25 protein-coding genes are annotated in these 26,065 nt (G+C 73.6%); 6 read left to right on the top strand and 19 right to left on the bottom strand.

All coding sequences use genetic code 11. The annotated features are described in order from the left end of the window. Window positions 1-86: 86 nt before the first annotated feature. Complete coding sequence (locus ACZ407_RS17700; RefSeq protein WP_468129058.1) at window positions 87-890, bottom strand: response regulator; 804 nt, start codon at window positions 888-890, stop codon at window positions 87-89. Next, entirely contained in the window at window positions 880-2,445 is a 1,566-nt protein-coding gene (locus ACZ407_RS17695) for a sensor histidine kinase (protein WP_468129056.1), read from the bottom strand. The genes ACZ407_RS17700 and ACZ407_RS17695 overlap by 11 nt, the downstream gene beginning before the upstream one ends. A 222-nt stretch (window positions 2,446-2,667) precedes the next feature. On the opposite strand from ACZ407_RS17695, the gene ACZ407_RS17690 reads away from it, so the two are divergent. Beyond that, a complete protein-coding gene (locus ACZ407_RS17690) occupies window positions 2,668-2,958 on the top strand; it encodes a hypothetical protein (protein ID WP_468129054.1) in 291 nt (96 codons plus the stop codon). Here ACZ407_RS17690 and ACZ407_RS17685 read toward each other — a convergent pair. The 8 genes from ACZ407_RS17685 to ACZ407_RS17650 all read right to left on the bottom strand — a co-directional run bounded on the left by ACZ407_RS17685 (window position 2,916) and on the right by ACZ407_RS17650 (window position 10,290). After that, a complete protein-coding gene (locus tag ACZ407_RS17685; protein WP_468129052.1) occupies window positions 2,916-3,806 on the bottom strand; it encodes a DUF5936 domain-containing protein in 891 nt (296 codons plus the stop codon). The two genes, ACZ407_RS17690 and ACZ407_RS17685, sit on opposite strands and share 43 nt — an antisense overlap. A 22-nt stretch (window positions 3,807-3,828) precedes the next feature. After that, entirely contained in the window at window positions 3,829-4,767 is a 939-nt protein-coding gene (locus ACZ407_RS17680) for a type II secretion system F family protein (protein ID WP_468129050.1), read from the bottom strand. A 39-nt stretch (window positions 4,768-4,806) separates the two neighbouring features. After that, complete coding sequence (locus ACZ407_RS17675) at window positions 4,807-6,144, bottom strand: CpaF family protein (protein WP_468129048.1); 1,338 nt, start codon at window positions 6,142-6,144, stop codon at window positions 4,807-4,809. Beyond that, window positions 6,141-6,761 (bottom strand): TadE/TadG family type IV pilus assembly protein, encoded by a 621-nt coding sequence (locus ACZ407_RS17670; protein ID WP_468129046.1) that lies wholly within the window; start codon window positions 6,759-6,761, stop codon window positions 6,141-6,143. The genes ACZ407_RS17675 and ACZ407_RS17670 overlap by 4 nt, the downstream gene beginning before the upstream one ends. Before the next feature lies 1 nt (window position 6,762). Then, window positions 6,763-7,218, bottom strand: a complete 456-nt coding sequence (locus tag ACZ407_RS17665) for a TadE/TadG family type IV pilus assembly protein (RefSeq protein ID WP_468129044.1) — start codon at window positions 7,216-7,218, stop codon at window positions 6,763-6,765. Then, entirely contained in the window at window positions 7,218-8,558 is a 1,341-nt protein-coding gene (locus ACZ407_RS17660) for an AAA family ATPase (protein ID WP_468129042.1), read from the bottom strand. Before ACZ407_RS17660 ends, ACZ407_RS17665 begins: the two co-directional genes overlap by 1 nt. Before the next feature lie 7 nt (window positions 8,559-8,565). Beyond that, window positions 8,566-9,276, bottom strand: a complete 711-nt coding sequence (gene cpaB, locus ACZ407_RS17655; protein WP_468129040.1) for a Flp pilus assembly protein CpaB — start codon at window positions 9,274-9,276, stop codon at window positions 8,566-8,568. Window positions 9,277-9,351: 75 nt separating this feature from the next. After that, on the bottom strand, window positions 9,352-10,290 hold the full coding sequence (locus tag ACZ407_RS17650) for a hypothetical protein (protein ID WP_468129038.1): 939 nt from the start codon (window positions 10,288-10,290) through the stop codon (window positions 9,352-9,354). A gap of 411 nt (window positions 10,291-10,701) precedes the next feature. Here ACZ407_RS17650 and ACZ407_RS17645 point away from each other — a divergent pair, with 411 nt between their 5' ends. Together ACZ407_RS17645 and ACZ407_RS17640 are read left to right on the top strand one after the other, a co-directional pair. Beyond that, window positions 10,702-12,393 (top strand): chitinase, encoded by a 1,692-nt coding sequence (locus ACZ407_RS17645; protein WP_468129036.1) that lies wholly within the window; start codon window positions 10,702-10,704, stop codon window positions 12,391-12,393. Window positions 12,394-12,761: 368 nt separating this feature from the next. Then, window positions 12,762-14,105 carry a M14 family metallopeptidase gene (locus ACZ407_RS17640; protein ID WP_468129034.1) on the top strand — a complete coding sequence of 448 codons (1,344 nt, stop codon included), beginning with the start codon at window positions 12,762-12,764 and terminating at the stop codon, window positions 14,103-14,105. Window positions 14,106-14,216: 111 nt separating this feature from the next. Here ACZ407_RS17640 and ACZ407_RS17635 read toward each other — a convergent pair whose 3' ends face one another. Beyond that, on the bottom strand, window positions 14,217-14,636 hold the full coding sequence (locus tag ACZ407_RS17635) for a RidA family protein (protein WP_468129032.1): 420 nt from the start codon (window positions 14,634-14,636) through the stop codon (window positions 14,217-14,219). A gap of 11 nt (window positions 14,637-14,647) precedes the next feature. After that, a complete protein-coding gene (locus tag ACZ407_RS17630; RefSeq protein WP_468129030.1) occupies window positions 14,648-15,427 on the bottom strand; it encodes an IclR family transcriptional regulator in 780 nt (259 codons plus the stop codon). A gap of 155 nt (window positions 15,428-15,582) precedes the next feature. On the opposite strand from ACZ407_RS17630, the gene ACZ407_RS17625 reads away from it, so the two are divergent. Both ACZ407_RS17625 and ACZ407_RS17620 read left to right on the top strand, forming a co-directional pair. After that, a complete protein-coding gene (locus tag ACZ407_RS17625; protein ID WP_468129028.1) occupies window positions 15,583-16,863 on the top strand; it encodes an amino acid deaminase in 1,281 nt (426 codons plus the stop codon). A 10-nt stretch (window positions 16,864-16,873) separates the two neighbouring features. After that, the gene (locus ACZ407_RS17620) at window positions 16,874-18,457 is read left to right on the top strand and encodes an N-acyl-D-amino-acid deacylase family protein (RefSeq protein ID WP_468129026.1); all 1,584 of its coding nucleotides are present in this window, start codon (window positions 16,874-16,876) and stop codon (window positions 18,455-18,457) included. A 307-nt stretch (window positions 18,458-18,764) separates the two neighbouring features. On the opposite strand, the gene ACZ407_RS17615 is transcribed toward ACZ407_RS17620, so the two are convergent. The 7 genes from ACZ407_RS17615 to ACZ407_RS17585 form a co-directional block, all read right to left on the bottom strand. Then, window positions 18,765-19,799: a 3-oxoacyl-ACP synthase III family protein gene (locus tag ACZ407_RS17615; RefSeq protein ID WP_468129024.1), complete on the bottom strand. Its 1,035-nt coding sequence runs from the start codon at window positions 19,797-19,799 to the stop codon at window positions 18,765-18,767. Window positions 19,800-20,183: 384 nt separating this feature from the next. Beyond that, a complete protein-coding gene (locus ACZ407_RS17610) occupies window positions 20,184-21,182 on the bottom strand; it encodes a DMT family transporter (protein ID WP_468129022.1) in 999 nt (332 codons plus the stop codon). 32 nt (window positions 21,183-21,214) lie between these two features. Further along, on the bottom strand, window positions 21,215-21,952 hold the full coding sequence (locus ACZ407_RS17605) for an SDR family oxidoreductase (RefSeq protein WP_468129020.1): 738 nt from the start codon (window positions 21,950-21,952) through the stop codon (window positions 21,215-21,217). A gap of 23 nt (window positions 21,953-21,975) precedes the next feature. Beyond that, window positions 21,976-22,827 carry a hypothetical protein gene (locus ACZ407_RS17600; protein WP_468129018.1) on the bottom strand — a complete coding sequence of 284 codons (852 nt, stop codon included), beginning with the start codon at window positions 22,825-22,827 and terminating at the stop codon, window positions 21,976-21,978. After that, window positions 22,824-23,444 carry a hypothetical protein gene (locus ACZ407_RS17595; protein ID WP_468129016.1) on the bottom strand — a complete coding sequence of 207 codons (621 nt, stop codon included), beginning with the start codon at window positions 23,442-23,444 and terminating at the stop codon, window positions 22,824-22,826. Before ACZ407_RS17595 ends, ACZ407_RS17600 begins: the two co-directional genes overlap by 4 nt. A 206-nt stretch (window positions 23,445-23,650) precedes the next feature. After that, window positions 23,651-24,352, bottom strand: a complete 702-nt coding sequence (locus ACZ407_RS17590) for an HAD family hydrolase (RefSeq protein WP_468129014.1) — start codon at window positions 24,350-24,352, stop codon at window positions 23,651-23,653. Next, window positions 24,345-25,103: an AfsA-related hotdog domain-containing protein gene (locus ACZ407_RS17585; protein WP_468129012.1), complete on the bottom strand. Its 759-nt coding sequence runs from the start codon at window positions 25,101-25,103 to the stop codon at window positions 24,345-24,347. The genes ACZ407_RS17590 and ACZ407_RS17585 overlap by 8 nt, the downstream gene beginning before the upstream one ends. 185 nt (window positions 25,104-25,288) lie before the next feature. On the opposite strand from ACZ407_RS17585, the gene ACZ407_RS17580 reads away from it, so the two are divergent. After that, entirely contained in the window at window positions 25,289-25,897 is a 609-nt protein-coding gene (locus ACZ407_RS17580; protein WP_468129010.1) for a TetR/AcrR family transcriptional regulator, read from the top strand. The last annotated feature ends 168 nt before the right edge of the window (window positions 25,898-26,065 follow it).

The following is a 26,065-nucleotide window of genomic DNA, read 5'->3' as shown; positions in this document are numbered from 1 at the left end:
TGCCGACCGTCGCACGGTAGGTCCGTGTGCCCAGCCATACCCAGGGTCCCTGGGCCCAACCCGGGGCCCAAGCGTTCCGGTTGTGCTCAGCCATGGCCGACCACCCCCCGGCCGCGGCGGGCCGTTCCCAGCCACATCGCTATCGCCTCGCTACGGCTCGCGCTCTGGAGCTTGGCGAAGATGCGGTTGATGTGGTTCTTCACGGTCTTCTGGCTGATGAAGCAGGTGTCGGCGATCTGCTGATTGCTCATTCCGGATGCGATCAGATCCATGACCTCCACCTCCCGCGAACTCAGCCCGAATCCCACGTGGTTGCGCCTCTGCTGAACAGAGGGTGCCACATCACGTTGCGTGTGCGAAGGGGTTTGCGTCGGAATCCCGGAAAGTGGGACGGCGGCCGGGACGGTGGCGCGCAGCTCCTGGAGGAGGGCGGTGGCCGCGGAGGGGGTGAGGTGGGCCCGTCCCTCGGTCACATCCCTTACTGCGGAGAGGAGTTCGGGCATCGTGAACTCGCCGTGGACGAGGTAGCCGCCTGCGCCGCGACGCAGGGCCTCCCGTACGGTCTCGTCCTCGCGGCTGTACGTCAGCATCAGGACGGGGGCGATCCGCACCAGGTGCGGGAGGGCCGCCAGGCCGTCCATGGCGGGCATGCGGACGTCGAGCAGGACCACGTCCGGGAGGTGCTCCCCGGCCAGTCGTACCGCCTCGCGGCCGTCGGCGGCCTCGGCCGCCACCGTGAGGTCGGGGCGGGCGTCGAGCAGGGCCCGCAGGCCCGCCCGTACGACCAGGTTGTCGTCGGCGATCAGCACCCGCAGGGGGCGGGGCGGGCGCGGCGGAGCGGTGCAGGCAGCCGCGGCGGCAGGCGCCTGGGGATGGAACTCATCCGGCATGACGACGGGCTCCTCTCCATGAGAACGGGCGTGCGGGCGGGCGGGACGGGGGTGGGGCCGGACGGGCGGCCCCGGCGGGGACCGGCTCCGGCACGGGTTCCGGCTCCGGCTCCGGTTCCGCGGGGGACAGGGCCGCGGTCGGGAGGTCGAGGCGGACCTCCGTGCCGGAGGCGGCGCCGGTGCCGGGGCCGGTGCCGCACCGGGCCGGGCCCAGGTGGAGGCGGGCGCCTATGGCCGCGGCCCGTTCGGACATGCCGACGAGGCCGAAGCGGCCGGAGTGGCGGTGCTCGTCGAGGGTGGTGCCGGGCGGCAGGCCGCGGCCGTCGTCGCGGACGGTGATGCGCAGGGTGCCGGCGGCGGCGTCGGTGCCGGCCTCCACGACCACCCGGCCGGCACCTGCGTGCCGGTGCGCGTTCTCCAGGGCCTCGGCGACCACGGCCAGCAGGTGGCGGGCGACGGCGTGGGGGACGGTGGCGGGGAGGGGGCCCGTGCCGCCGTGCGGGTGGCGGAACTCCGCGGGGATGCCCGTCGTACGGCCGAAGTCGGCCACGCGGGAGGCGAGTTCGGTCGGCAGGTGGACTCCCCCGGCCTCGTCCAGGTCCCCGCGGCGACGCAGGTCCGCCAGCAGTTCCCGGGACTCGGCAGCGGCCCGGCGAGCCGCACCGGCCACCAGGGCGGCCTGCGCCCGCACGACGTCCGGGTCCGGGCGGAGGGGCGCGTCCGTGCGGAGGGGCGTCTCCAGACCCGAGGACGGCGTCGGGCGGGCGGCCGGGGCCGGGAGGAGGGGCGCTTCGGGTGACGTGTCGGAGGGGCAGGTGGACGGCTGCGTAAGGGGGGACCCGTGAGGGCCGGGGGTTGCCGTCGTGCGGGCAGCGGGGCCGGGGGCTGTCATCGTGCGGGCGGCGGGGGCGGTTGCCGGGCCGGGGGGCGGGGTGGGCGCGGGTGGGGCCGGGGCGGAGGCCGCGGCCGCGAGGGCGTCGGCGGCCAGGGCGAGGCCGTGGAGGGTTTTGGCGACCGAGTCGTGCATGTCGCGTGCCAGCCGGGCCCGTTCGGCGGCGACAGCCTCGGTGACGGCCAGGCGGGCGCGGGCCTCGGTGAGGGCCTGGCCGGCCGCGCCGAAGCGGAAGAGGAGGTTGCGCAGGCAGGCCCCGGCCGCGCCCGCGATCAGGCAGAGGCCGGGCAGCAGCAGGACTCCCGTGACGGGGGTACCCGGGCCCGCGGTCACCGCGTACGCGCCGACGACGATCAGGGCCTGGAAGGCGGCGTACACGGCCGAGCCGCGCCAGCCGTAGACGAGGCCGGCGAGCAGGGGGGTGCACACGCAGACGAGGCCGAGGGGGGACTCGGGGGTGGCGGTGACCAGCAGGAGGGTGCCGGCGCACATGTCCACGGCCAGGACCCAGGGGTGGCGCAGGAGGTAGGGGCCGAAGCGTTCCCAGTCCCGGAAGAGGACGTACGAGCCCATGAAGGTGACCAGGACGGCGGCGCCGACCAGCCAGGTGGCCGGGCCGGGGGTGGTGCGGCCGAGGGCCAGGGGGGTGCCCAGGGCGATCATGGCGAGTCTGAAGCCGAAGGCTTGGCGGCACAGGGCCTGGAGGGCGTTCAGCTGGAGCGTGAGGGCGGGGTTCGGCGGGGTGCACCGGGGCCTCCTGGGGCTCCGCCCCAGACCCCGCGCCTCAAACGCCGGCGGGGCTGGATTCTGCCCCGCGGCGTCGAAACGCGGGGCGGAGACCGGGATGTGCCCCGCATCATCCGAACGCAGCGGGGAGGTCGGGATGTGTCCCGCGGCATCCGGGTGCAGGACCGGGGCTTGATTCGCTGCCACCCGCTCGCCCGCGCCTGCCGCGCCCGCCGCGATGCCCCCATCGCCCGCACCTGCCGCGATGCCCCCGTCGCCCGCACCCGCCGCATCGCCCCCGACGCCCGCACCCGCCGCGTCGCCCCCGTCGCCCGCACCCGCCGCGCCTACCGCACCCGCCGGGCCATCAGCACCCGCCGCGCCACCAGCACCCGCCGCGAACACGCTCAGCCTGCCGTGAACGAGTCGAAGTCCACGTTCGTGCCGTAGACGAAGCCGCAGATCAGGAGGATCAGGGTGCCGGGGAGCATGAACGTGGTGACGGCGAAGGTGGCCTTCGGGACGGCTCGGGCGGCGCGGCGGCGGGCGTTCTGGGCGTCGGTGCGGCGCATGTCGTCGGCGATCTGGATGAGGGTCTCCACGATCGGGGAGCCCAGTTCCTCGCCCTGCTGGAGGGCGGTGACGAACTGGGCCACCTGCTCCGAGTCGTTGCGGCGGCGGAGTTCGTCGAAGGCCTGGCGGCGGCTGACGCCCATGTCCATCTGGCGCAGGGTGATGCGGATCTCGTCGGCCCAGGGGCCGTCGTACTTCTCGGCGACGCGTTCCAGGGCCTGCCGGAAGCCGAGGCCGGCGCTGACCACCACGGCGAGTACGTCGAGGAAGTCGGGCAGGGTCCGCTCGATGTGGTCGCGGCGGACCCGGATCGCCGACCACAGGCCGACCTCGATCCAGAACAGCCCGAACGCGACCATGAGGAGGGCGAGGACCAGTTGGCCCCGCATCAGCATGGCGAGGGCGCCGAGCGCGCCCAGGAGGCCGTACACCGCGCGCCGGGCGGCGTAGCGGTCGAGGGTGAGGCCGTGCGGGTTGCCCGCCATGTCGATCTGCTTGCGCTTGCGGTCGACGCGCTTGGGGCCCATCAGGCGGAGCACGGTGGGGGCCCAGCGGATGCCCATGCGGTCGATCACGGAGCCCACGGCCGTGGTGCGGGTGGCGCCCACCTCCAGGGCGAGGGCGAGGTCGTCGGGCAGTTTGGCTTCGGCCCGGTACATCCGGACGCCGTGGAAGGCGCCGAAGACGCACAGGCCCGTGGCCAGGGCGAGCAGCAGGGCGGTCATGGCCGGAACGTCCCCCTCGGAATCAGACGTCGATCTTGGACAGGCGGCGGATCAGGGCGAACCCGAGGGTGTACAGCCCGATGGCGACGATGACGGCGCTCTGACCGATGAAGGCGCCGGTCATCCGGTCCAGGGCCCCGGGCATGACGGCGTCCACGAGCAGCAGCGAGCCGACCCCGATCACGGGGATCGCGTACGCCGTCACCGTGACCTGGGACAGCTGGGTCTTCACCTCGCGCCGGGTCTCCTTGCGCTGTTCCAGGGTGACGGTGAGGTTGCGCAGGGAGCCGACGATGGCGCCGCCGGCCCGGTTGGAGAGCACGAGGGTGGAGACGAGGACGACCAGCTCGCGGGAGGGCAGGCGTTCGGTGAGCTCGGTGAGGGCGTCGTCGATGGAGCGGCCCACGGCCAGGCTGTGGGAGACCCGGGCGAGTTCCTCCCCGGCGGGGGCCTCCAGTTCCTCGGCGGCCAGACCGATGGCGGTACGGAGGGCCAGGCCGGCCTGGGTGGCGTTGGCGAGGATCCGGGAGAGCTCGGGGAGCTGGTTGATGAACTTCTCGGTCCGCTTGGCCCGCTGCCAGTTGAGGAAGGCGTTGGAGGCCCACAGGCCGATCAGGGCGGCGACCGGGCCGAAGAAGGAGGCGAGGAGGGAGGCGGCGAGCAGCCAGACCCCGGCCACCCCGGCGAGCACGTAGACGAAGAACTCGCCGGGGGTGAGGTCCAGGCCGGTGGTGGCGAGCTTGCGTTCGATGCGGCGGCCCAGGGCGGTGCGGCGCAGCCTGCGGTCCACCCCGCGGAAGCGGCGCCTGCGGCCGGCGGCCGCGGTGGGGGCGGTGGCGGAGAGCCGGTCGATGAGGGCGGCGCGCTCGGCCCGGCCCTTGGCGTACGCGTGGACGCCCAGGACCACGAAGAGGCACCCGAGCAGGGTGGCTCCCAGGGTGAGGAGCACCAGGTTGTTCATGGCGTGTCGGCTTCCTGCGGCTGGTGGCTGGCGGGCGGGTCAGCGGGCGGTGCGGACGGCGAGCCGGTCGGCGGAGGCGGCCACGCCGAAGGCCTGGGGGACGGGCTGGTTGTTCATGTAGAGCCGTTCGGCGATGCGGCGGGGCAGTGGGAAGTACTCGAAGTGTCCGTAGACGCGGCCGTCGGCGGCCATCGGCTGGGCGACGTACCGGCAGACGGTGATGATGCGGAACGGCTCGCGGCCGTGGGAGTCGAGGATGGCGATCTCGGTGATGCGGCGGGAGCCGTCGGCGAACCGGGTCAGCTGCACGACCACGTGCACGGCGCTGTTGATCTGGTCCTGGAGGGCTTCGAAGGGGACCTCCACCTCCGACATGGAGGCGAGGGTCTGGAGGCGCATGAGGGCGTCCTCGGCGCTGTTCGCGTGCACGGTGGCGAGGGAGCCGTCGTGGCCGGTGGACATGGCCTGGAGCATGTCGAGGGTCTCGCCGCCGCGGACCTCGCCGACGATGATGCGGTCGGGGCGCATGCGGAGCGAGTTGCGGACCAGGTCGCGGATGGTGATGCGGCCCTTGCCCTCGACGTTCGGCGGGCGGGACTCCAGGCGGATGACGTGGGCCTGCTGGAGCTGGAGTTCGGCGGAGTCCTCGATGGTGATGATGCGCTCGTGGCCGGGGATCAGGCCGGAGAGGGCGTTGAGGAGGGTGGTCTTCCCGGTGCCGGTGGCCCCGGAGACGATCAGGTTGAGCCTGGCCTGCACCAGGCCGGAGAGGAGCAGGAGCATCTGCTCGTCGAGGGAGCCCAGGCCGATCATCTCGTGGAGGGTGAAGGCCCGCGGGAAGCGCCGGATGGTGAGGGTGGCGCCGGTCAGGGAGAGCGGCGGGATGATCACGTTGACGCGCTCGCCGCTGGGCAGGCGGGCGTCGACCATCGGATTGGCCTCGTCCACGCGGCGGTTGACGGTGGAGACGATGCGCTCGATGGTCTGCATCAGCTGCTCGTGCGAGGCGAAGCGGAGCGGGAGCTGCTCGACGCGGCCGGCCCGTTCCACGTAGATGTGGTCGGGGCCGTTGACCATGATCTCGGAGATGGAGGCGTCTTCGAGGAGCGGTTCGAGCACGCCGAGGCCGAGGGCCTCGTCCACGACGCGGCGGATCAGCCGGGCGCGTTCGCCGGTGGAGAGGACGGGGCCCTCGCGGCTGATGATGTGGCCGAGGACGCGCTCCAGGCGGGCGCGGCGCTCGGCGGGCGCGAGCGCGGACATCTCGGCGAGGTCGATCTCCTCCAGCAGCTTGGCCCGGTAGGAGGTGACCAGGTGGCCGTCCTCGCGGGCGCTGTGGGGGTCGTCCTGGGTGTGCACCCTGGCGCGCAGGCTCACGGGCGTCCTCCGTCGTAGGGCATGGTGGAGGTGCGGGTCACGGAGCCGAGGCCGAGTCCGGGCATGATGCTCGGGATCTGCACGACGGCGGTGTACGTGGCGCTGTCCGCGCCGTGTCCGCCCTCGACGGACACGTCCAGCCAGCCGCTGACGGCGGCCTGGCCGGCTGCTGCGCCGCCCTCGCCGTGCAGGGAGTCCATGCGGGCGGCGGCCCGGGCGGCGGTGCCGGCCTGCTGGGCGGCGTAGCCGATGAGGCCGGCCTGGATGCCGGCGAGGGCGACGAGCAGGAGGATCGGGAGCCAGCCGAGGAATTCGAGGGCGACTTGGCCGCGGTCGCGGGCGGTGCCGCGGCCGGGGGCGGGGTGGGGGCCGGGGCTTTCGGGGCTCTGCCCCGGACCCCGGTCCTCAAGCTCCCCAGGACTCCGTCCGGGGGGACCCCCTGGACGGGCTTGATTTCGCCCCGCCGGATCGGCCCCCGGAGCAGGGGATGCGGATGCGGGCGCGGGCGCGGATGCGAGCGCGGGTGCGGATGCGAGCGCGGATGCGAGCGCGGGTGCGGATGCGAGCGCGGATGCGAGCGCGGGTGCGGATGCGAGCGCGGATGCGGCTGGCCTCATGTCAGTCCTCCCCCTCGCGTTCGTAGACCGCGGCGGCCTTCCCCGTGATGGTCAGGTCGATGTTCAGGAGCTGCGGGGCCAGGACGGGGACCCGCAGGGCCACCGTCGCGTGGACCAGGGGGTTGCCGGAGCAGGAGGCCGTGACCTGCCATGCCGAACCCACGTGCGCGTCTGCGGCCGCCTGGCAGTCCTCGCCCACCGCGCCCGCGCGGGCGGCCTCGTCGGCGGCGTTCCCGGCCAGGTGGAAGGTGTAGCCGATGACCACGCACTGCCAGATCACCATGAGGATCAGCAGGATGTACGGGAACATCCCGAGGAACTCGAACGTGGTCGAGCCCCGGTCCCGCCGGGCCGCGCGCCCCCGGAACCGGTCCCGCCGGGCCGCGCGCCCCCGGAGCCCGTCCCCGCGGGCCGGGTCCCACCGGCCCTCCGCCCGTATGGCCGTCGCCGCGGACATCAGTCCGCCCTCCGCTTGCCCCAGCGGCCCACCGCGCCGCGGTCGGCGCCGCCGCCGCGCAGGGCGAGCTGCCGGCGGCCGGTGCCGGGCGGGAGGGCGGGGGTGCCGCCGCCCGGGCCGCTGCCGCCTTCCCTGCCGGCGGCCGCGGCCGCGGCGGCCGCTTCCTCCGCGCCCTTCAGAAGTCCGAGTTCGCCGGCCAGGCCCCACAGCGCCTGCTTGACGCTCGACTTGTTGTCGAGGTCCTGGACCCGGCCCGCGTCCACGACCCCCTGGAGTTCCTTGTAGGCCGCCGGAACCGGGATCCGGGTCACCCGGGTCTTGGTGATCTTCTCGATGAGCGGGGGCTGGATCTCGGTGTGCTTGGTCCAGCGGTTCACGAGCATGGCCGTCTCCTCCGCCTTGCGCACCTGGAGCCGTTCCCACATCCGCACCATCCGCTTGGCGGCCCGTACGGCGAGCACGTCGGGGGTGGTGACGAGGACCGCCGTGTCCGCCATCTCGACGGCGGCGGCGTTCGCGCCGTTCATCTGGGTGCCGCAGTCGACCACGACCAGCTCGTAGCGGTTGCGCAGGGCGCTGACGATCTGCCGGGCGGCCCGGTCGTCCACCTCCTCGCCGCGCTCCCCCTCGCCGGGGGCCAGCAGCAGGGCCAGCCCGGTGGGGTGGTCGTACACGGCGTCCTGGAGGACCCGGGGGGTGATGTCCTGGATGCCGGCGAGGTCGGCGGCCGAGCGGCGGAACTGCACGTCGAGGTAGGAGGCCACGTCCCCGGCCTGGAGGTCGAGGTCCAGCAGGGCGGTACGGCGTCCGGAGGCGGCCGCGGCCAGGGCGAGCTGGACCGCCGCGAGGGTGGTGCCGACCCCGCCCTTGGCCCCGGTGACGGTGACCACCTTGCCGCCGGGGCCGGTGAACACGTCGCTGCCGCGCCCCAGGTGGCGGCGTACGCCTGCGGCCCACTGGGCGGCGGCCTGGACCCGGGCGGCGAGTTCCTCGTAGGAGAGGGGCAGGCCGAGGAGTCCGCGGGCGCCGGAGTCCATGGCGGCCGAGAACAGGCCGGGGCTGGTGTCGGTGGAGACGAGGACCACGCCGACGGCCGGGAAGCGCAGGGCGACCTCGCGGATCAGCTCCAGGGCGGGGACGGGGCCGATCCGGTCGTGGACGAGGACCACCTCGGGGAGTTCGTCCAGGGATTCGGCGGCCAGGCGGGCCAGGGCGTCGAGGAGGGAGGTGGAGTCGGTGACCGGGGGTGCCGGTTCGGCGGCCGGGAGCTGGCCGATGAGGGTGGTGATGGAGCGGGCGGCGTCCGGGTCGCCGACCGCGGGGAGGATTCGGGTGCTCATCCGTGCCTCACTTGTCCCCGTCGAGGGTGTACCGGCGGTCGCCCGGGGCCACGGTGGACCGGCTGCCGGGGGCGACCAGGGCCAGGCGGACGTGCTCGGCGAAGGACACGGCGTACGCGACGCGCTGGCTGTCCTTGTTGCCGAGGGCGAAGGTGATCGGGACGGTCTGCTCGTCGCCCTTGCGGCTCTGGCCGGTGCCCTTGCGGGGCTCGGAGAGGGTGCCGACGGTCAGGACCCGGGCGTTGGTGACGAGGGTGACGGCCTCGGACCTGGCGGCCGACGTCCCCTTGAAGGTGCCGATGATGTTGACCCGGTCGCCGGGCTGGATCCGGCCGGCGACCCCGGTGGAGGCGTCGATCATGATGGCGATCTCCTGCTCTCCCGGCGCCAGGCGGGGCATCTCGGCGAGCATGTCGCTCTGGAGGAGGGAGCCGGCCTTCAGGGTGGTCAGGGCGGTCTTGCCGCGCAGCTCCTCGGCGAGGCCGGTGGTGACGGCGGTGCCCGACAGCCACCGTTTGGGGATCCTCGTCTTCTCGAAGTCGTCCTCGTCGAGCTCGCTGAAGGGGGCGATGTCCTCCTTGACCCGGTAGGCGGTCACCTCGGGGCCCACCTTCGAGTTGACGTCGGCGATCACCGACAGGACTCCGGCGAAGGCGCCGAGGGCACACAGCACGGAGAGGACGATGAGGATCACACCGCGCCGCTGACGTGAGTTCATGGACCGGACTACCTCGCCGTTCGTCGGATTGCGTCGATCAACCGGAGCCCCCGCGGGCGCGGGGAACCGCGGGGGTCACGGATGCGCGGACAGGGGGGACGGGGACAGGGGCGCGGCGAGCGGTGCGGCGCAGAATCCGCAGCGGTCGCCTATGAGTTCCAGGCCGCACCACCGGCAGGGCTCGCGCCGGACGGAGGCGACGAGCTGGTAGAGCACGGAGATGTCCGGGATGGCGGCGGCGAACTCCACCAGGCGCGAAGTGGCCCACCAGCGGGCCGAGTCGGCGGGCAGCGGGCTCTCCAGCACGCCCTGGACCTGCCAGGCGGGGGCGAGTTCGGCGGCCACCCAGTCGGAGGCGAGCTGGCCGCGGGCGAAGGTGAGGTGGGTGCCGAAGTCGGGGCCGGGGGGCAGCTCGGGCCCGCCGGCCTCCGTGCCGCGGCCCTTGCCGTGGGCCCCGCCTCGGCCCCGGCCGCCCTGGCCTCCCTGGCCGGCCGCCCTGGCGCCGGATCCGAGCCGGGCCAGGTGCGGGTGCGGGTTGGCGAGTACGGCGAACTGGCTGCCGGGGAGCCAGGAGCGGGCGTGGGTCTTGAGGCTGACGGGCACCCGGTCCAGGCGGGTGACGGTGCCGAGCAGGGCGCCCGCGTAGACGTAGTGGGACAGCAGCCGGGCGGCGGAGGCGATCACCCCGGGGCTGAAGTCGCAGGCGGACAGCTGGCGCAGCTGGCGGACGAGCAGGGCGGTGCCGAGCGGCGGGAGGTCGATGTCAAGGAGTGCGATCCGGTCACTCTCCAGGATCGCCCGCACGGTGTGCAGGCGCTGGGAGAAGGCCGCCGGAAGGAAGGACGGGAGGACCGCGACGACGTATCCGTGCCGCTCCAGCAGACCGGACATCTCCGCCAGGGACTCGTCCAGGGAGGCGGTCTGCGGGCTGGTGAGGGCGGCGGCCTCGGGGGTGTGCCGGTCGGCGGCGGGCAGCACCAGATCGGCACTGGTCACAGCGATGGCGATCGGCATGTGAATCCCCCATTCACCCCGTGCACAGCGGTCGCGCAGAAGCTGCGCTACCGCAAACGATCACTGTTCTGCCCTCCTGCCCCAGCACCTTATCCGCGTCTTAAGGCTCCGGGCAGGGCCTTGTTCCTTTCCCCTGGCTCCGCTTTTCGGTCGTTGGCTGATTCACCACTGCCAATTCGGCAACAAATCCGGTCACTTCCGGCAGGGGCGGGGTGAGCGGGTACGCACCCTTGACAGAAGCATTGGTCTGGACCAACTTGGGTGCGGGTCACCGCAGTTGACCCACCTGTGCGCCCCACCCGCCACAACTCCCCCATGCGCACCTCCCGTTCCGCCATCCCCGCTCCTCCCATCCCCGCTCCTCCCATCCCCGCACCTCCCATCCCCGCACCTCCCCCCACAGGAGCCTCCGTGAACCGCATACGCTCCCTTTCCCTGCTCGCCGCCGGACTCCTCGTCCCGACCGGGCTCACCGCCCTGACCGCGGGCACCGCGCAGGCCGCCGACATCAACGTCGTCCGCAACGGCGGCTTCGAGTCCGGCCTGACCCACTGGACCTGTACGAACGGCAGCGGCAGCGCCGTGTCCTCCCCCGTGCACGGCGGAGCCGGCGCCCTCAAGGGCACCCCGGCCGGCTCGGACAACGCCCGCTGCTCGCAGCTCGTCACCGTCAAGCCCAACTCCACGTACACCCTGAGCGAGTGGGTGCAGGGCTCGTACGTCCATCTGGGCGCGACCGGCACCGGCACCCAGGACGTGTCCACCTGGACCCCCGGCGGCAGCGGCTGGACCAAGCTGTCCACCACCTTCACCACCGGCGCGAACACCACCCAGGTGACCGTCTACACGCACGGCTGGTACGGCCAGCCGGCCTACGTCGCGGACGACTTCAGCGTCTTCGGCCCCGACGGCGGCGGCCCGACCGACCCCGGCCCGTCCCTGCCCGGCGCTCCGACCGGCCTCACCGCCGGCGGGGCCACCGCCACCTCGCTGAACCTCTCCTGGAACGCCGTCCCGGGCGCCACCGGCTACCGGGTCTACCAGGACGGCGCCCGCGTGGCCGAGGTCACCGCCACCGGGCTCACCCGTACCGGGCTCTCGCCCTCGACCTCGTACTCCTTCCAGGTGAGCGCGTTCAACGAGGCCGGCGAGGGCCCCAAGTCCCCGCCGGTCGTCGCGAGCACCGCCCCCGGCGGCGGGGACCCGGGCAACCCGACCGTGCCCCGGCACGCCCTGACCGGCTACTGGCAGAACTTCAACAACGGGGCGACCGTCCAGAAGATCTCCGAGGTCCCGTCCGCGTACGACATCATCGCCGTCTCCTTCGCCGACGCCACGAGCACGCCCGGGGCCATCTCCTTCACCCTGGACTCGGCCGGGCTCGGCGGCTACACGGTGGCGCAGTTCAAGGCGGACGTCGCCGCGAAGAAGGCGGCCGGCAAGGCGGTGGTCCTCTCCATCGGCGGCGAGAAGGGCACCATCGCGGTCAACGACTCCGCCTCCGCGACCAACCTCGCCAACTCGGCGTACGCCCTGATGCAGGAGTACGGCTTCAGCGGGATCGACATCGACCTGGAGAACGGCCTCAACGCCACCTACATGACCCAGGCGCTGCGCGCCCTGTCGGCCAAGGCGGGCCCCTCCCTCGTCATCACGATGGCCCCCCAGACCATCGACATGCAGTCCCCGTCGAACGCCTACTTCAAGACGGCGCTCAACATCAAGGACATCCTGACCGTCGTCAACATGCAGTACTACAACAGCGGCGCGATGAACGGCTGCGACGGCAAGGTCTACTCCCAGGGCTCGGTGGACTTCCTCACCGCCCTGGCCTGCATCCAGCTGGAGAACGGACTCGCCCCCTCGCAGGTCGGCATCGGGGTCCCGGCCTCGCCCAGCGGGGCCGGCAGCGGCTACGTCTCCCCGGCCGTGGTGAACAACGCCCTGGACTGCCTGACCCGGGGCACCGGCTGCGGCTCGTTCAAGCCCTCGAAGACGTACCCGGCGCTGCGCGGGGCGATGACCTGGTCCACCAACTGGGATGCGAAGGCGGGAAATGCCTGGTCCAACGCGGTGGGTCCGCACGTGCACGGGCTGCCGTAGCGGTAGCAGTGGGGGGCGGCGCCGGGCGGGAGACCGTCCGGCGCCGCACCGGTCCGCGCCGGGAGCGGGGGGGGGGGGGGGGGGGGGGGGGGGGGTGGGGGGGGGGGGGGTGGGGGGGGGGCCTTCGGGCGAGTGGGGGGGTGTCTCGAGTGTGTGGGGTTGCTTGGGGGGGGGGGTTGGGGGGGGTTCTCCGGGTAGCCCCCCCCCCCCCCCCGCACCGGTCCGCGCCGGGAGCGCGCGGCGGGCGGCCCGTGCCGTCCGCCGCGCGCTTCTGGCCGGAACGGGACTCTTGACCCGGACATGTCACAGGCGCACGCTGTGCGCGTCCGCACGGAGCCACCCCCACACCTCCACACCCAGGAGATCTCATGCGGCTACGCATCCGCGGCAGTCGAGGACGGAAGGCCGCCACCCTGGCGGCCGTCGTCGCCCTCGCCCTCGGCGCACCCGCCCTGGGCACGAGCGCCACGGCCTCGGCCCCGCCCAGCCCCTCCACCGCCACCCAGGACGAGGCGATCGTCCAGTACCGGGTCCACGGCCCGTCCACGGTCGCCGACCGGACCGCCCTGCTCGCCTACGGGGTGTCCATCGACGAGGTGGACGACCACACCGTCGTGGTCAGCGCCGACACCATGCAGGCGAAGAAGCTGCGGGCGCGCGGCTACAAGCTGACCGCGCTCGCCGGCCCGCCGAACCGGTCCCTGCCCGGGGTCGCCGCCTCCCCGATGGACTTCCCGTCCGCGGACTCGAAGTACCACAACTACGCCGAGATGACCGCGGAGATCGACCAGCGGCTCGCGGCGTACCCGAACATCATGAGCAAGCGGGTCATCGGGAAGTCGTACCAGGGCCGCGACCTGGTCGCGATCAAGATCAGCGACAACGTCGGCACCGACGAGGCCGAGCCCGAGGTGCTCTTCACCCACCACCAGCACGCCCGCGAGCACCTGACCGTCGAGATGGCGCTCTACCTGCTGCGCGAGTTCGGCGCGGGCTACGGCTCCGACGCGCGGATCACCAACATGGTGAACAACCGCGAGATCTGGATCGTCCCGGACCTCAACCCGGACGGCGGCGAGTACGACATCGCCTCCGGCTCCTACCGCTCCTGGCGCAAGAACCGGCAGCCCAACTCCGGCTCCTCGTACGTGGGCACCGACGAGAACCGCAACTGGAACTACAAGTGGGGCTGCTGCGGCGGCTCCAGCAGCAGCAAGAGCTCCGAGACCTACCGCGGGGCGGCCGCCGAGTCGGCCCCCGAGGTCAAGGCGGTCTCGGACTTCGTGCGCAGCCGGGTCGTGGGCGGCAAGCAGCAGATCACGGCCGCGATCGACTTCCACACGTACAGCGAGCTGGTGCTCTGGCCCTACGGCTACACCTACAACGACACCGCGCCCGGCCTGACGGCGGACGACCTGGCCGTCTACAAGAAGATCGGCCAGTCCATGGCCGGGAGCAACGGCTACACCCCCGAGCAGTCGAGCGACCTGTACATCACCGACGGGACGATCGACGACTGGCTGTGGGGCAGCCAGAAGATCTTCTCCTACACCTTCGAGATGTACCCGGAGAGCGGGAACGGCGGCTTCTACCCGCCCGACGAGGTCATCGAGCGGGAGACCGCGCGCAACCGGGACGCGGTGCTCCAGCTGCTGGAGAACGCGGACTGCATGTACCGCTCCATCGGCAAGGAAGCGCAGTACTGCTCCTGAGCAGTGATCCGTGACGGACGGCCGCGGCCGGCCGCCGCTCCCGCCGGGGAGGGGCGGCCGGCCGCGGGCCGTCCCGGCCTTCGCCTTGCCCGGCCCGCGCCGTCCCGGCGGTCAGCCGAGGACGGCCAGTGCGTCGATCTCGATCAGCAGCCCGGCGGGCAGCCCCACGTACACGGTGGTGCGGGCGGCCGGGGCCTCCTTGAGGCCCTGCTCCTCGAAGTAGGCGTTGTAGATCTCGTTCATCTCGGTGAAGTGGCCGGTGTCGGTCAGGTAGACGCGGAGCATCATCACGTCGTCCCAGCCGGAGCCGCCCGCCTCCAGCACGGACCGGACGTTCTCCAGGGTCTGGAGGGTCTGCTCGCGCAGGGTGGGCCCGGCCGGGGTGGGCGGCTGCCCGGGCACCGCGGGGAGGAAGCCGACCTGGCCGGCGACCTGGAGGATGTTCCCCTTGCGCACGCCGTGCGAGAACCGCGCGGGCGGGGCGGCGTGGGTGGCCGGGGTGACGGCGGTCTTCGGGAACTGCTCGCTCACGGAAGTGGTCCTCACTCTTCTTCGGTTGCGGAGGCGTCCGCCGCCTCCGGGGTCCCGCCCGACCAGTCGCGGCCCACGGCCGCGGCGGTACGGCGTACGAGGGGCAGCAGCGCGAGCAGTTCCTCCGCCGGGACCACGACCCCGGGGGCGGACACCGACAGGGCGGCCACGACCCGGCCGTCCGGCCCGCGGACCGGCGCGGCCACGCAGTTGATCGTCTCCTCGTGCCCGCCGAGGTCCGCGGCCCAGCCCTGGGCCCGTACGGTCTCCAGCTCGCGCAGCCAGGCGGCCGCGTCCGGGGTGGAGCGGGCGGTGTACGCGGGATAGTCGAGCCGCTCGGCCAGCGCGCGGCGCTCGGCCTCGGGCAGGTCCGCGACCAGCAGTTTGGCCACGGCCGCCACGGTGATGGCGACCGGCCTGCCGATGCGCGAGTACATGCGGACCGGGTACCGGCTGTCCACCTTGTCGATGTAGATCACCTCGCCGTCCTGGTGGACGGCCAGGTGGACGGTGTGGCCGGTCCGCTCCCCGAGCTCCACCAGGTGGGGGTGGGCGATCTCGCGGATGTCGAGGTGCTCGACGGCCTCGGCCGCGAGGGTGAACAGCCGGGCGCCCAGCCGGTACCGGCCGTCGGCCTGCCGGTAGGCGAAGCCGTGCTCGTGCAGGGTGCGCAGCAGCCGCAGGGCGGTGCTCTTGTGCACGCCGAGCTCCTCGGCGACCCGGCCGAGGTCGGCCGGACCCCGGGCGAGCAGCGGCAGGATCCGCAGCGCCCGCTCGACGCTCTGGCTCACGTCCGTCCTCCCCGCTGTGCCCGCATCGGCGTGCGCGCATCGGTCTGCGCCCCGGCCGCATTGACCCGTCGTCACCCGGGATGTTAGACAGCGTGCACAGTTGGTGCAACGCGCGTTGCGTTCTGTGCAACGCGTTCTGCCAGAAGGAGGAACCCATGGCCGGCGACGCCGTCCACGCGCTCACCCAGGAGCCCGTCGACCACCGCTTCAAGGGCCTCCCGCCGGACGCCGGGGCTGCGGGCCTCACCGTGGGCGAGCTGGCCGGCCAGCGCCGGGACCTGTTCACCGGCGGGTTCACCACCCCCGTGCTCACCCTCGACGCCGAGGCCCTGGAGCACAACCTGCGCGCCCTGGAGGAGTACAGCACCCGGCACGGCCTGGCGTTCGCCCCGCACGGCAAGACCTGCATGGCCCCCCAGCTCTTCGAACGGCAGCTGGAGCACGGCGCCTGGGGCATCACCGTGGCCGTCCCCCACCAGGCGCGCGTCTGCCGCGCGTTCGGCATCGGGCGGATCTTCCTCGCCAACGAGCTGGTCGACCCGGCCGCCCTGCGCTGGGTGGCCGCCGAACTCGAAGCCGACCCCGGCTTCCGCTTCGTCTGCTACGCGGACTCGGTCCGCGGGGTGCAGCTGATGGACCGCGCCCTGGCCGGCGCCGCCCGCCCGGTGGACGTGGTGGTCGAACTCGGCGGCGGCGAGGGCGCGCGCACCGGGGCCCGTACCGAGGAGGACTGCCGGGAGGTCGCCGACGCGGTGGCCGCGGCCGCGCACCTGCGGCTGGTCGGGGTCGCCGGCTACGAGGCCGAGGTGCCGGACGCGGACCCGGAGCGGGTCGCCGCCTGGCTGCGCCGGCTGACGGGGCTCGCGGTGGAGTTCGACAAGGCCGGGCGGTTCGCCGCGGACCTGGACGAGATCGTGGTGAGCGCGGGCGGCAGCGCCTGGTTCGACGCGGTGGCCGAGGTGTTCGCCGAACTGCCGGAGCTGTCCCGGCCGGTGCTGAAGCTGCTGCGCTCCGGGGCGTACGTCTCCCACGACCACGGCTGGTACACCCGCCTGACCCCCTTCAACCGGGTGCCCGACGAGGGCGGGCTGCTGCCGGCCTTCCGGCTGTGGACCCAGGTGGTCTCCCGCCCCTCCCCCGGCCAGGCCTTCGTGAACGCCGGCAAGCGGGACATCGCGTACGACCTGGGGCTGCCGGAGGTGACGGCGGTGCGCGACGGGCTCGACGGGACGGAGCGGCCCGCCGCGGGGATCCGCGTGGTGAAGCTGTCCGACCAGCACGCCTGGCTGGAGACGGACACGGCGGACGCCGTGCAGGTCGGGGACTGGGTGGCGCTCGGCATGTCCCACCCGTGCACGATCTTCGAGAAGTGGCCGCTGATCCCGCTGGTGGACCGGGACGGGGCGGCCGTCGACTACGTGCGCACCTTCTTCTGAGGGGCGCGCGGTGGACCTCGTGCTGCGCGGGGCGCGCGTGGCCGACGGCACCGGCGGGCCCTCGTACACCGCGGACGTCGGGGTGCACGAGGGCCGGATCGCGGAGGTCCGGCGGTCCCCGGGCCGCGTCCCGGTGGGCGGCCGGCGGACCCTGGACGCCTCCGGGCTCGTCCTCGCCCCCGGGTTCGTCGACATGCACGCGCACAGCGACCTCGCGCTGCTGCGCGACCCCGACCACAGCGCCAAGGCCGCCCAGGGGGTGACCCTGGAGGTGCTGGGCCAGGACGGGATGTCGTACGCGCCGGCCGACGACCGCACCCTGGCGGGGGTGCGGGCCGCCATCGCGGGCTGGAACGGGGACGGCTCGGACCTCGACATGGACTGGCGGACGGTCGGCGAGTACCTCGACCGGCTCGACCGGGGCATCGCCGTCAACGCCGCCTACCTGGTGCCGCAGGGCACCGTACGCGCGTACGCCGTCGGCTGGGACGACCGCCCGGCCACGGCGGCCGAGCTGGACCGGATGCGGCAGCTCGTCGCCGAGGGCCTGGCGCAGGGCGCGGTCGGCATGTCCTCGGGGCTCACCTACACCCCGGGCATGTACGCGGACGGGACCGAACTCGCCGCACTGTGCCGGGTGGTGGCCCGGTACGGCGGCTACTACTGCCCGCACCACCGCTCGTACGGGCACCGGGCGCTGGAGGCGTACGCGGAGATGGTGGCGCTGGCCCGGGAGGCGGGCTGCGCGCTGCACCTGGCGCACGCCACGATGAACTTCCCCGAGAACGAGGGCCGGGCGGGCGAGCTGCTGGCGCTGCTCGACTCGGCGCTGGCCGCGGGGGCGGACATCACCCTGGACAGCTACCCGTACACCCCCGGCTGCACCACGCTGGTGGCCCTGCTGCCCTCCTGGGCGAACGAGGGCGGCCCGGCGGCGGTGCTGGAGCGGCTGGCCGACCCGGCGGCCGCGGCCCGGATCCGTACCGCGATGGAGGTCACCGGCTCGGACGGCTGCCACGGGGTGCCGGTGGACTGGTCCTCGGTGGAGGTGTCGGGGGTGGCCGACCCGGCGCTCGGCCGGTACGTGGGGCGGCGGCTGGACGGCTGGGAGACGGCCCGGCGGCTGCTGCTGGACGACCGGCTGGGCACGGCGGTCCTCCAGCACGTGGGCCACGAGGACAACGTGCGGGCGATCATGCGGCATCCGGCGCACACGGGGGGATCCGACGGGATCCTGCAGGGGGCGAAGCCGCATCCGCGGGCGTACGGCACCTTCCCGCACTACCTGGGCCGGTACGTGCGCGAGCTGGGCGTGCTCTCCCTGGAGGAGTGCGTGGCCCACCTGTCGGGCCGGCCCGCGGCGCGGCTGCGGCTGCCGGACCGGGGGCTGGTGCGCGAGGGGTACCGGGCTGACCTCGTCCTCTTCGACCCGCGGACGGTTGCGGCCGGCTCCACGTACGCGCGGCCGCGCGCGCTGCCCCGCGGGATCCCGCACGTCCTGATCGACGGCCGCTTCGTCATCCACGAGGGCGCCCGCACGAACGCCTTGGCAGGCCGCTCCGTACGCCGCTCCCCGGCGCCTGCGCGCCTCTGACGCCGGCGGGGCTTGAGCCGGGTCCCACCCGGCTCTCCGGGGGCTCCGCCCCCGTACCCCCGGTCCTCAATCGCCGGACGGGCTTGATTTGGCCCCGCAGCGTCCAGTCCTTGAGCGCGCCCCCGCCGGGGTGGCCACCATCCGGCGACGAGCCGCACATCCGGGACGACGGGGCCACATCCAGCCCGTCCGGCGTTTGAGGACCGGGGTCCGGGGCGGAGCCCCGATAACCCGCGGCGGGCCCGCACGTTCAGACGACGCGGCCACATCCAGCCCCGCCGGCGATTGAGGCGGAGCCCCTGGTGGGTCAGGACCAGCGGAGGAGGGTCGTGCCGATGGACATGCCGCCACCGAAGGCGGCGAGGAGGACGTTGTCGCCCGTGTGCAGCACGCCCTCACGACGCGCCGCGTCGAGGGTGATCGGCACCGACGCGGCCCCCGTGTTCCCGTACGCCTCGACGACGAGGTGGTGCCGCGCCGCCGAAAGCCCGAGGCTCGGCGCGATGTCGGCCAGCATCCGCCCATTCGCCTGGTGCGGTACGAAGTGCTGCACCTCGTCCGGCGCCAGCCCCGACATCGCCAGGATCTCCTTGACCGCCGGCGGCAGCTGCTCCGTGACGAACTCCCGCACCGCCCGCCCGTGCATGGCGAAGTAGTGCGCCGGGTCGTCGCTGGGCTGGAGCCGCGCCGGCATCCGGCTGCCCCCGGCCGGCACGCAGATGGTGCGGTGCTGCTCCCCGAAGGTGCGCAGCCGGGTCGCGGCCAGGCCGTACGGGCGGGCCACGGGCCCGATGACGACCGCCCCGGCCCCGTCGCCGAAGAGGATGGCGGTGCGCCGGTCGGTGGGGTCGATGATCCGCGAGTAGATGTCCGCGCCGATGACCAGGCCGTAGCCGTCCGCGGGGAGCATCCCGGCGGCGGCGTTGAGGGCGAAGAGGAAACCGGTGCAGACCGCGTTGACGTCGAAGGCGGCCGCGCCGTCCGCGCCGATGAGGCCCTGGACGATGGCGGCGGTGGCGGGCTGCGGGTGATCGGGCGTGGAGGTGGCCACGACGACGTAGTCGAGCTGTCCGGCCCGGATCCCGGCGTCGGCGAGCGCGGCGCGGGCCGCGCGGGCGGCCAGGTCGGAGGTGGCCTCGGTGGGGCCGGCGTAGCGGCGGGTGCGGATCCCGGTCTTGGCGTGGATCCAGTCCGCGGTGACCTCGGCGCGCGCCCCGACCTCGTCGTTGCCGACCACCCGCTCGGGAAGGTACGAGCCGGTGCCGAGCACGCCGACGGCGGTGGCGGCGGCCGCGGTGGATGCGGCCCGGGCGGATGCGGCCGTGGCGGCGTCCATGGACATGGCAACTCCTTGGGATGGGGCGGTGGTGGGTGGGGCGGTGCACGGTCCGTGCACGGGATCCGCCCGGCAGGGCGGCCCCGCCGGGGGTGACCGCATCGCGTCGGCGACCGGCCGCGGGCCTGCGCCCTGCCGGGCGGAAAACACGGGGGCGACGGGCCCCCGCAGCGAAGCCCCGAAGCGGGGCCGGGTCTCGGACCGGTCCGAGCCCCGAAGCGGGGTCCGGGCCCGAAGCGGGTCCGAGCCCGGGTCCGAGCCCCGAAGCGGCTCCGGGGCCGGGGCCCGGGCGCGGGCCCGAGCCGACGGCCGGTCACGGCCGGACTGCCGGGTTTCGGGGCCGGGGCGGGCGCGGCCGCCGGAGCCGGTCGGGCGCGGGCCGGCAACCCGTCAGGACCGGGCCGCCGGGGCCGGGGCCGGGGCCGGGGCGGACGTCGCGAGGCGGGACGCGTGGCGGCGGGAGGCGAGGTTGGCGCCGAGGAGGGAGAGGACCACCAGGCAGATGCCGGTGAGTTCCGCGCCGGTCGGCGTGTGGCCCTGGAAGGCCGACACGACGAAGGCGGTGATCGGGACCAGGTTGATGAACAGCACGCCGTTCGCCGGGCCGAGGTTCCTGATGGCGATGTTCCAGGTCAGGATCGCGACCGCGGTGGCGGGCACCGCCACGTACAGGATCTGCCACCAGGCGTCGGCGTAGTCCGACACCCCGTAGCTGCCGACCCAGCCCGCGGCCTGGCTGACCGCGGTGATCACGACGATGCTCACCGTGCCCGGCAGGCAGCTCAGCGCGGTGTACCGCAGCGGGGACCAGTCGGGGAACTGCCCGGCGCTCGTCGTGTAGACGACCCAGCAGATCACGCCGAGCAGCGTGAGCAGTCCGCCCTTGCCCAGCCCCCCGGAGAACACGCTCAGCGGGTTGCCGTTGCCGAGCACGATGGTCAGGCCCAGCAGGGCCAGGACCACGAAGCCCAGCGCGGCGGGCGCCGGCGCCTTGCCGGTGCGCGCCCACAGCACGAGCACCGTCACCAGCGGCATGGTCGCCACCACCAGGGAGGAGCTCTGCGCGGGCATGCTCTGCAGACCGACGTACGTGAGCAGGTTGAAGCCGGCGAAGCCGATCGTGCCCAGCAGCCACAGCCGGCCGAGCCGGCCCTCGTAGGAGAAGGCCCGCTTCCCCTCCCGGAACGCGAGCAGGGCGAGGAAGATCAGCGCGCCCAGGGTGAAGCGGGCCGCCGTCAGGTGGAAGGGGTCGAGGTGGCCGTACGCGGAGCGGGCGACGGCGAACATGCCGCCCCAGGCGAGGGCCGTGGTGATGCCGCCGGCGATGCCCTTGGCCGTCTTGGAGGAGGCCGAAGAGCCCGCGGGGCCGGAAGAGTTGGGGGAGGACACGGGTGTTTCCTAACCAGAGGGGACGGAGGGGCTCAGACCCAGCGCCAGGCGTCGAGCTCCACGGAGGAGGGGTGCGCGCGGCCGGAGCTTTCGAGGATCCCGAGCGTGGCGTCGGCGACGTCGTCGGCGCTGAGCATCCGCGCGCGCTGCTCGGCGTCGTAGCTGACGTGTGCGGCCATGCCGTCGCGGAAGTCGGTGTCCACCTTGTCCAGGACCAGGGCGGAGACCTTGACCCCCCACGGGCGGGCCTCTTCCGCGAGGCACTTGGTCAGGCCCTCCACCCCGTACTTGGAGACGGAGTAGGCGAGGGTGGCCGGGGCCGGGCGGCGCCCCCAGATGGAGGACATGTTGACGATGGTGCCGGTGCCCGCGGCGCGCATGCCGGGCAGCACGGTCCGCGCCATCAGGAAGTAGCCGGTGAGGTTGGTGGCGAGGGTCTGCTCCCACTGCTCGACGGTGCAGTCGGCGACCCCGCCGAAGTGCACGATCCCGGCGACGTTGAGGAGGTAGTCGATGCCGCCGAACTTCTCGGTGGCCTCGGCCACCGCCTTCTCGACGGCGGGCGCGTCGGCCACGTCGAGGACGGCGGTCAGGACGCGCTCCTCGGGCCAGCCCTCGGCCTCGACGGCGGCCGCGAGGCCCTCCGCGTTGTTCGAGTGCAGGACGAGGTTGGCGCCTGCCGCACCGAGCCGGCGGGCGAGGGCGAGACCGATGCCGCGGTCCGCGCCGGTGATGAGGGCCGTACGGCCCCGGTGCTGCGTGCTGCTCATGTGTGTGCGTGCTTTCCGGTAGGTCAGGGGCGGGTGGTGAACTCGTGGAAGTGCGGGCCCTGGAGCTTGAGCTGGGCGTGGATGTCCCCGCCGAGGCCGAAGTGGCCGATGGCGCCGCCGTAGTTCTGCTGGTAGCTCATCCAGAGCACGACCACGTTGATCACCCGGTTGGCGCCGGGGGTGCCGGGCGCCGGGAAGGGGTCGGGCAGGGTGGCCTGGTAGCGGGCCATGCCGTGCTCGTCGCTGTAGAACGCGTTCGGCACGCCGAGGGGTCCGGGCCGGGTCGGCGCCTCGGGGTCGAGGTCGCGCTCCCGCAGGGACATCACGGTGTAGACGCTGTCGGGGATGAGGCCGGTGAAGGAGAACTCGAATCCGGCGCTGCGCCCGTCCTCGGCGACGGTCACCTCCAGCTGGCCGCGCGCCTTGACCCACTGGCCGAGGGTGACGGGGCCGCGCGGGCGCGGTCCGTCCTCCTGGCGCAGGTCCGGGATGGGCACCCGGTTGAGGGGGTGGCTCGGGCGGACCACGCTGTGGGCGTCCGGGCGCTGTTCGGGGGCGAACAGCATGGGGTAGTTGTTGCAGGGCAGCGGGAGCGGGAGGGTGAAGAGCTCCATCGCCTCGTCCTGCGGGCCGAGCCGGTCGGGCAGCTCCCGCACGATGCGGTACGGGAGGTCCTGCCCGAGCGGGGGCAGCGGGCTGTCGGCGGAGACCACCGCCCGCCCCCAGGCCGGGCCGTCCTCGCGGTTGATGCGCCCGATGACGACGAAGTCCCCGTTGGCGTCGACGACTTCGGCGGGCGGGTAGGCCGGGCCCTGGGTGGTGACGCTCAGGTCGTACGAGCCCCGCAGGGCCGGTGCGGTTCCGGCGGCGGTCACTTGGAGACCCGCTCGTACAGCTTGGTGTAGAGGCCGCGGTCGCCACCGGTGATGTAGCGGTCGCCGGCCTGCTTGACGATCTCCTGGTAGCGCGGGGAGGTGAACACGGCGGTGTAGGCCTGCGGGTCGCAGCTGAAGCCGGACACGAACATCACGCCGGGCTGGCTGCTGAGCAGGGAGTGGTAGGCGAGGAAGGTCTCGACCTCGTCGTGGGTGCGGACGACGTCGAAGATGGTCTCGTCCCGCCAGACCCGGTACGCCTGGTACTGCTCGGGCTTGACCTCGACGTGCCGCATCTGGATGTACGGGGTGGTGGGCAGCGGGGCGTCGGTGGGCTTGGGGGCCTCGATGTAGCCGAGGAGCTCGCGGCTGAAGTCGCCCTCGGCGTACGGGGCGAGGGCCTCGAACTGGCGGTCCCAGTCGGCGCGCAGCGCCTCGACCGTGCCGATGGCGTCGATGGCGGTGAGCTCCAGCAGGGAGTCCCCGTCGAGGCTGCGGAACAGGGCGCGCTCGCGGATCCCGTCGGCGGCGGGCAGGGCCTGCCAGACGGCGGCGGCCTCGGCGGCGGCGCCGGGCTTGACGGAGACCTCGGAGGTGACGATCAGGGTTGCGGACATGGTGGTGCTCCTGGATGCGGTGTGGGTGTGGTGTGCGTGCGGGTGTGGTGTGCGTGCGGGTGGTGGACCGGGTGGCGGTCCGCGGCCCGGGGCGGGCGCGGTGCGCCGTACGCGCCGGGCGGATGCAGTGCGCCGGGCCGGTGCCGTGCCCCGGCCGGGTGCCGTGCGGCAGGTGTCGCCAGGACTCGGGGCTCGGGACGCGGGGCTCAGGACGCGGTGGCGAGCGGGGCGGTGGCCAGCCGCTGCCAGCCGCGCCGGGCGGCGGTGTCGGCCATGTGCGGGTCCTCGCCGACGACCACCCCGTGCCCGACGGATTCGAGCAGCGGCAGGTCGCTGGCGTGGTCCCCGTACGCGATGCAGTCCGCGGCGGGCAGGCCGTGCCGGGCGAGGTAGGCCCGGGCGGCGCGCGCCTTGCCGGCGCCGATCATCGGCTCGTGGATCTCGCCGGTGAGCAGGCCCCCGCGGACGAGGGGTTCGGAGCCGCGGGCCTCGCTCGCGCCCAGCCGTTCGGCGAGCGGGTCGAGGCAGGCCGAGAAGGAGCCGGAGAGCAGGACGGTGGGCGTCCCGCTGCGGCGGTGTGCGGTGTGGGCGGCGACCGCGGGGCGGATCCAGAAGGTGTCGGACTCCTCCTCGCGGGCGGCCCAGGCCCGGCCGAGCCGGGTCAGCTTCTCCGCGGACTCCCCCGCGTAGAAGCGGTAGTAGGCGCGGTTGACGTCCTCGCGGGCGGCGCCCATGGCGGACATGGCGTGGAGTTCCCCGCTGAGCCTCTCGTACACGGCCGGACCCTCCCCGCGTTCGGCCAGGTAGAAGGAGAGGAAGCGGAACATGCTCTTGACGGAGATCAGGGTCTCGTCGACGTCGAAGAAGGCGGCCCGGGCGGGGCGGTGGTGCGGCGGCAGGTCAGACACCGACGAGGTCCTGCCCGGTGCGGGCTCCGCCGTCGGTGCGCCGGGCCAGCTGCTGGACGGCGTACCGGGCCCGCTTGCCCTCCTTGGCCTTGATGACCGAGGAGTCGAAGGCGGTGAAGGCGACGCGGGTGAGGGAGGCCCGGCGGCCGGCCTGGACCAGGCCGATCTCGACGGCGAAGGAGAGCCGCGCGGGGTCCTCGATGTGCTGGTCGAGGATGCGGTACTCGATGGTGGCGTCGAGCGGGAAGAGGAAGTTCTCGAAGTCCGTGTTCATGGACTCGATCACGAAGTAGTAGTTCCGCTCGGGGTGCCGGCTGGCGAAGTAGCGCTCGCTGACGGCGAGGAACATCTGGCGGGCGGCCTCGATGGCCACCATGCCCTGGATGTGCTGGCCGGTCTGGTGGTCGAGCAGCAGCTCGTTGTCGTTGTGGACGCGGAGCGTGGCCCGGAAGAAGGCCTCGTCGACCTGGTGGAGGTCGGCGATCAGGGCGTTGGCCTCCAGGCACTTGTGGACCTCGCCGCGGCCGGCGAGGACGGCGCCGGGCAGGTGCGGGCGGAGCCGGGAGTCGAGGCCGTGGCGCCTGATCTGCTCGCAGACCAGGTCCCATTCGAAGGCGGTGACGCCCTGGGCGGCCTGGACGAGCACGGGCTCCCCGGCCGGCTCGTAGGCCCCCGTCTGGAGGTCCGCGAGGAACTGGGTGACGGTGCTGACGTCTTCCTGTACAGCGAATCCGGCAAACCGGTCACCCACGAGGAATACCGTCTGAATCGGTGCGATGGACGCAGTCATGCTCACTCCCGGACAGTTGGTGCGTCGGCGGACATGGATCAAGGTAGGCCGGGGCGGGAGGCTGCGCAACCATCTAGTTGGTTTTATGTCACCTCGAAACCAACTAGATGGTTGCTCGCTCGCCCGGAGTGCGGGATCCTTGGGTCATGTCCATCCAGAAGTCACAGATCACGCGCCAGAAGCTGATCGACACCGCGCGCGCGGAGTTCGCCGAACACGGCATCGCGGGCGCGCGCGTCGACCGCATCGCGGAGAAGTCCGGCGTCAACAAGCAGCGCATCTACGCCTACTTCGGCAACAAGGAGGGCCTCTTCGCGGCGGTCATCAGCGACACCTACGTGGAGCTGGGCCGCGAAGTGCCCGTCCCCGACACCATCGAGGGGATGCACGACTACGTCGGCGCGGTGTTCGACTACCACTCCCGCAACAGCGACCTGGTCCGGCTGCTGGCCTGGGAGGGGCTGCACTACGGGGCCAAGGACTTCCCCGGCCGCGAGGAGCGCCAGGCGTACTACGAGCACAAGAGCACGGCGTTCAGCGACGCCCTGGGCATCGGCTCCCCCGCGGAGGCCGCCCACCTGCTCTTCTCCCTGATCGCCATCGCCAGCTGGCCCTTCGTGGTGGAGCAGCAGCGCCGCCTCATGACCGAGCCCCCGGCCGTCCCGGGCGGCGGCCGCGAGCTGCTGCGCGACAGCCTGGTCCGCCACGGCCGCACCCTGATCGACTCGGTCTGCGGGCGCGTCCCGGCCGCCTGACCCTGCTTCCGAGCCCCGGGCCGGCGCGGACGCAACCCCCGTCCGTCCGCCCCGGCCCGGCGGCACCCGCCCCCCGGAGGACCCGCCCCCGGGGAAGGTGACGAGGGCAACACCGGCGCGTGGGCGCGCGGGGCGGGGTGCGCAATCCGCAGGCCGCGGAGGGCGTGG

The sequence above is a fragment of the Streptomyces sp. NPDC030809 genome, assembly GCF_055572195.1.
This window is presented reverse-complemented; position numbering and strand designations above follow the sequence as displayed.

What these genes read in the sequence shown, in the direction of transcription:
- ACZ407_RS17700 (WP_468129058.1), bottom strand. Translation starts at nt 890, where the DNA reads ATGCCGGATGAGTTCCATCCCCAGGCGCCTGCCGCCGCGGCTGCCTGC.
- ACZ407_RS17695 (WP_468129056.1), bottom strand. Translation starts at nt 2,445, where the DNA reads ATGATCGCCCTGGGCACCCCCCTGGCCCTCGGCCGCACCACCCCCGGC.
- ACZ407_RS17685 (WP_468129052.1), bottom strand. Translation starts at nt 3,806, where the DNA reads ATGACCGCCCTGCTGCTCGCCCTGGCCACGGGCCTGTGCGTCTTCGGC.
- ACZ407_RS17680 (WP_468129050.1), bottom strand. Translation starts at nt 4,767, where the DNA reads ATGAACAACCTGGTGCTCCTCACCCTGGGAGCCACCCTGCTCGGGTGC.
- ACZ407_RS17670 (WP_468129046.1), bottom strand. Translation starts at nt 6,761, where the DNA reads ATGAGGCCAGCCGCATCCGCGCTCGCATCCGCACCCGCGCTCGCATCC.
- ACZ407_RS17665 (WP_468129044.1), bottom strand. Translation starts at nt 7,218, where the DNA reads ATGTCCGCGGCGACGGCCATACGGGCGGAGGGCCGGTGGGACCCGGCC.
- ACZ407_RS17660 (WP_468129042.1), bottom strand. Translation starts at nt 8,558, where the DNA reads ATGAGCACCCGAATCCTCCCCGCGGTCGGCGACCCGGACGCCGCCCGC.
- cpaB (WP_468129040.1), bottom strand. Translation starts at nt 9,276, where the DNA reads ATGAACTCACGTCAGCGGCGCGGTGTGATCCTCATCGTCCTCTCCGTG.
- ACZ407_RS17650 (WP_468129038.1), bottom strand. Translation starts at nt 10,290, where the DNA reads ATGCCGATCGCCATCGCTGTGACCAGTGCCGATCTGGTGCTGCCCGCC.
- ACZ407_RS17640 (WP_468129034.1), top strand. Translation starts at nt 12,762, where the DNA reads ATGCGGCTACGCATCCGCGGCAGTCGAGGACGGAAGGCCGCCACCCTG.
- ACZ407_RS17625 (WP_468129028.1), top strand. Translation starts at nt 15,583, where the DNA reads ATGGCCGGCGACGCCGTCCACGCGCTCACCCAGGAGCCCGTCGACCAC.
- ACZ407_RS17615 (WP_468129024.1), bottom strand. Translation starts at nt 19,799, where the DNA reads ATGTCCATGGACGCCGCCACGGCCGCATCCGCCCGGGCCGCATCCACC.
- ACZ407_RS17605 (WP_468129020.1), bottom strand. Translation starts at nt 21,952, where the DNA reads ATGAGCAGCACGCAGCACCGGGGCCGTACGGCCCTCATCACCGGCGCG.
- ACZ407_RS17595 (WP_468129016.1), bottom strand. Translation starts at nt 23,444, where the DNA reads ATGTCCGCAACCCTGATCGTCACCTCCGAGGTCTCCGTCAAGCCCGGC.
- ACZ407_RS17580 (WP_468129010.1), top strand. Translation starts at nt 25,289, where the DNA reads ATGTCCATCCAGAAGTCACAGATCACGCGCCAGAAGCTGATCGACACC.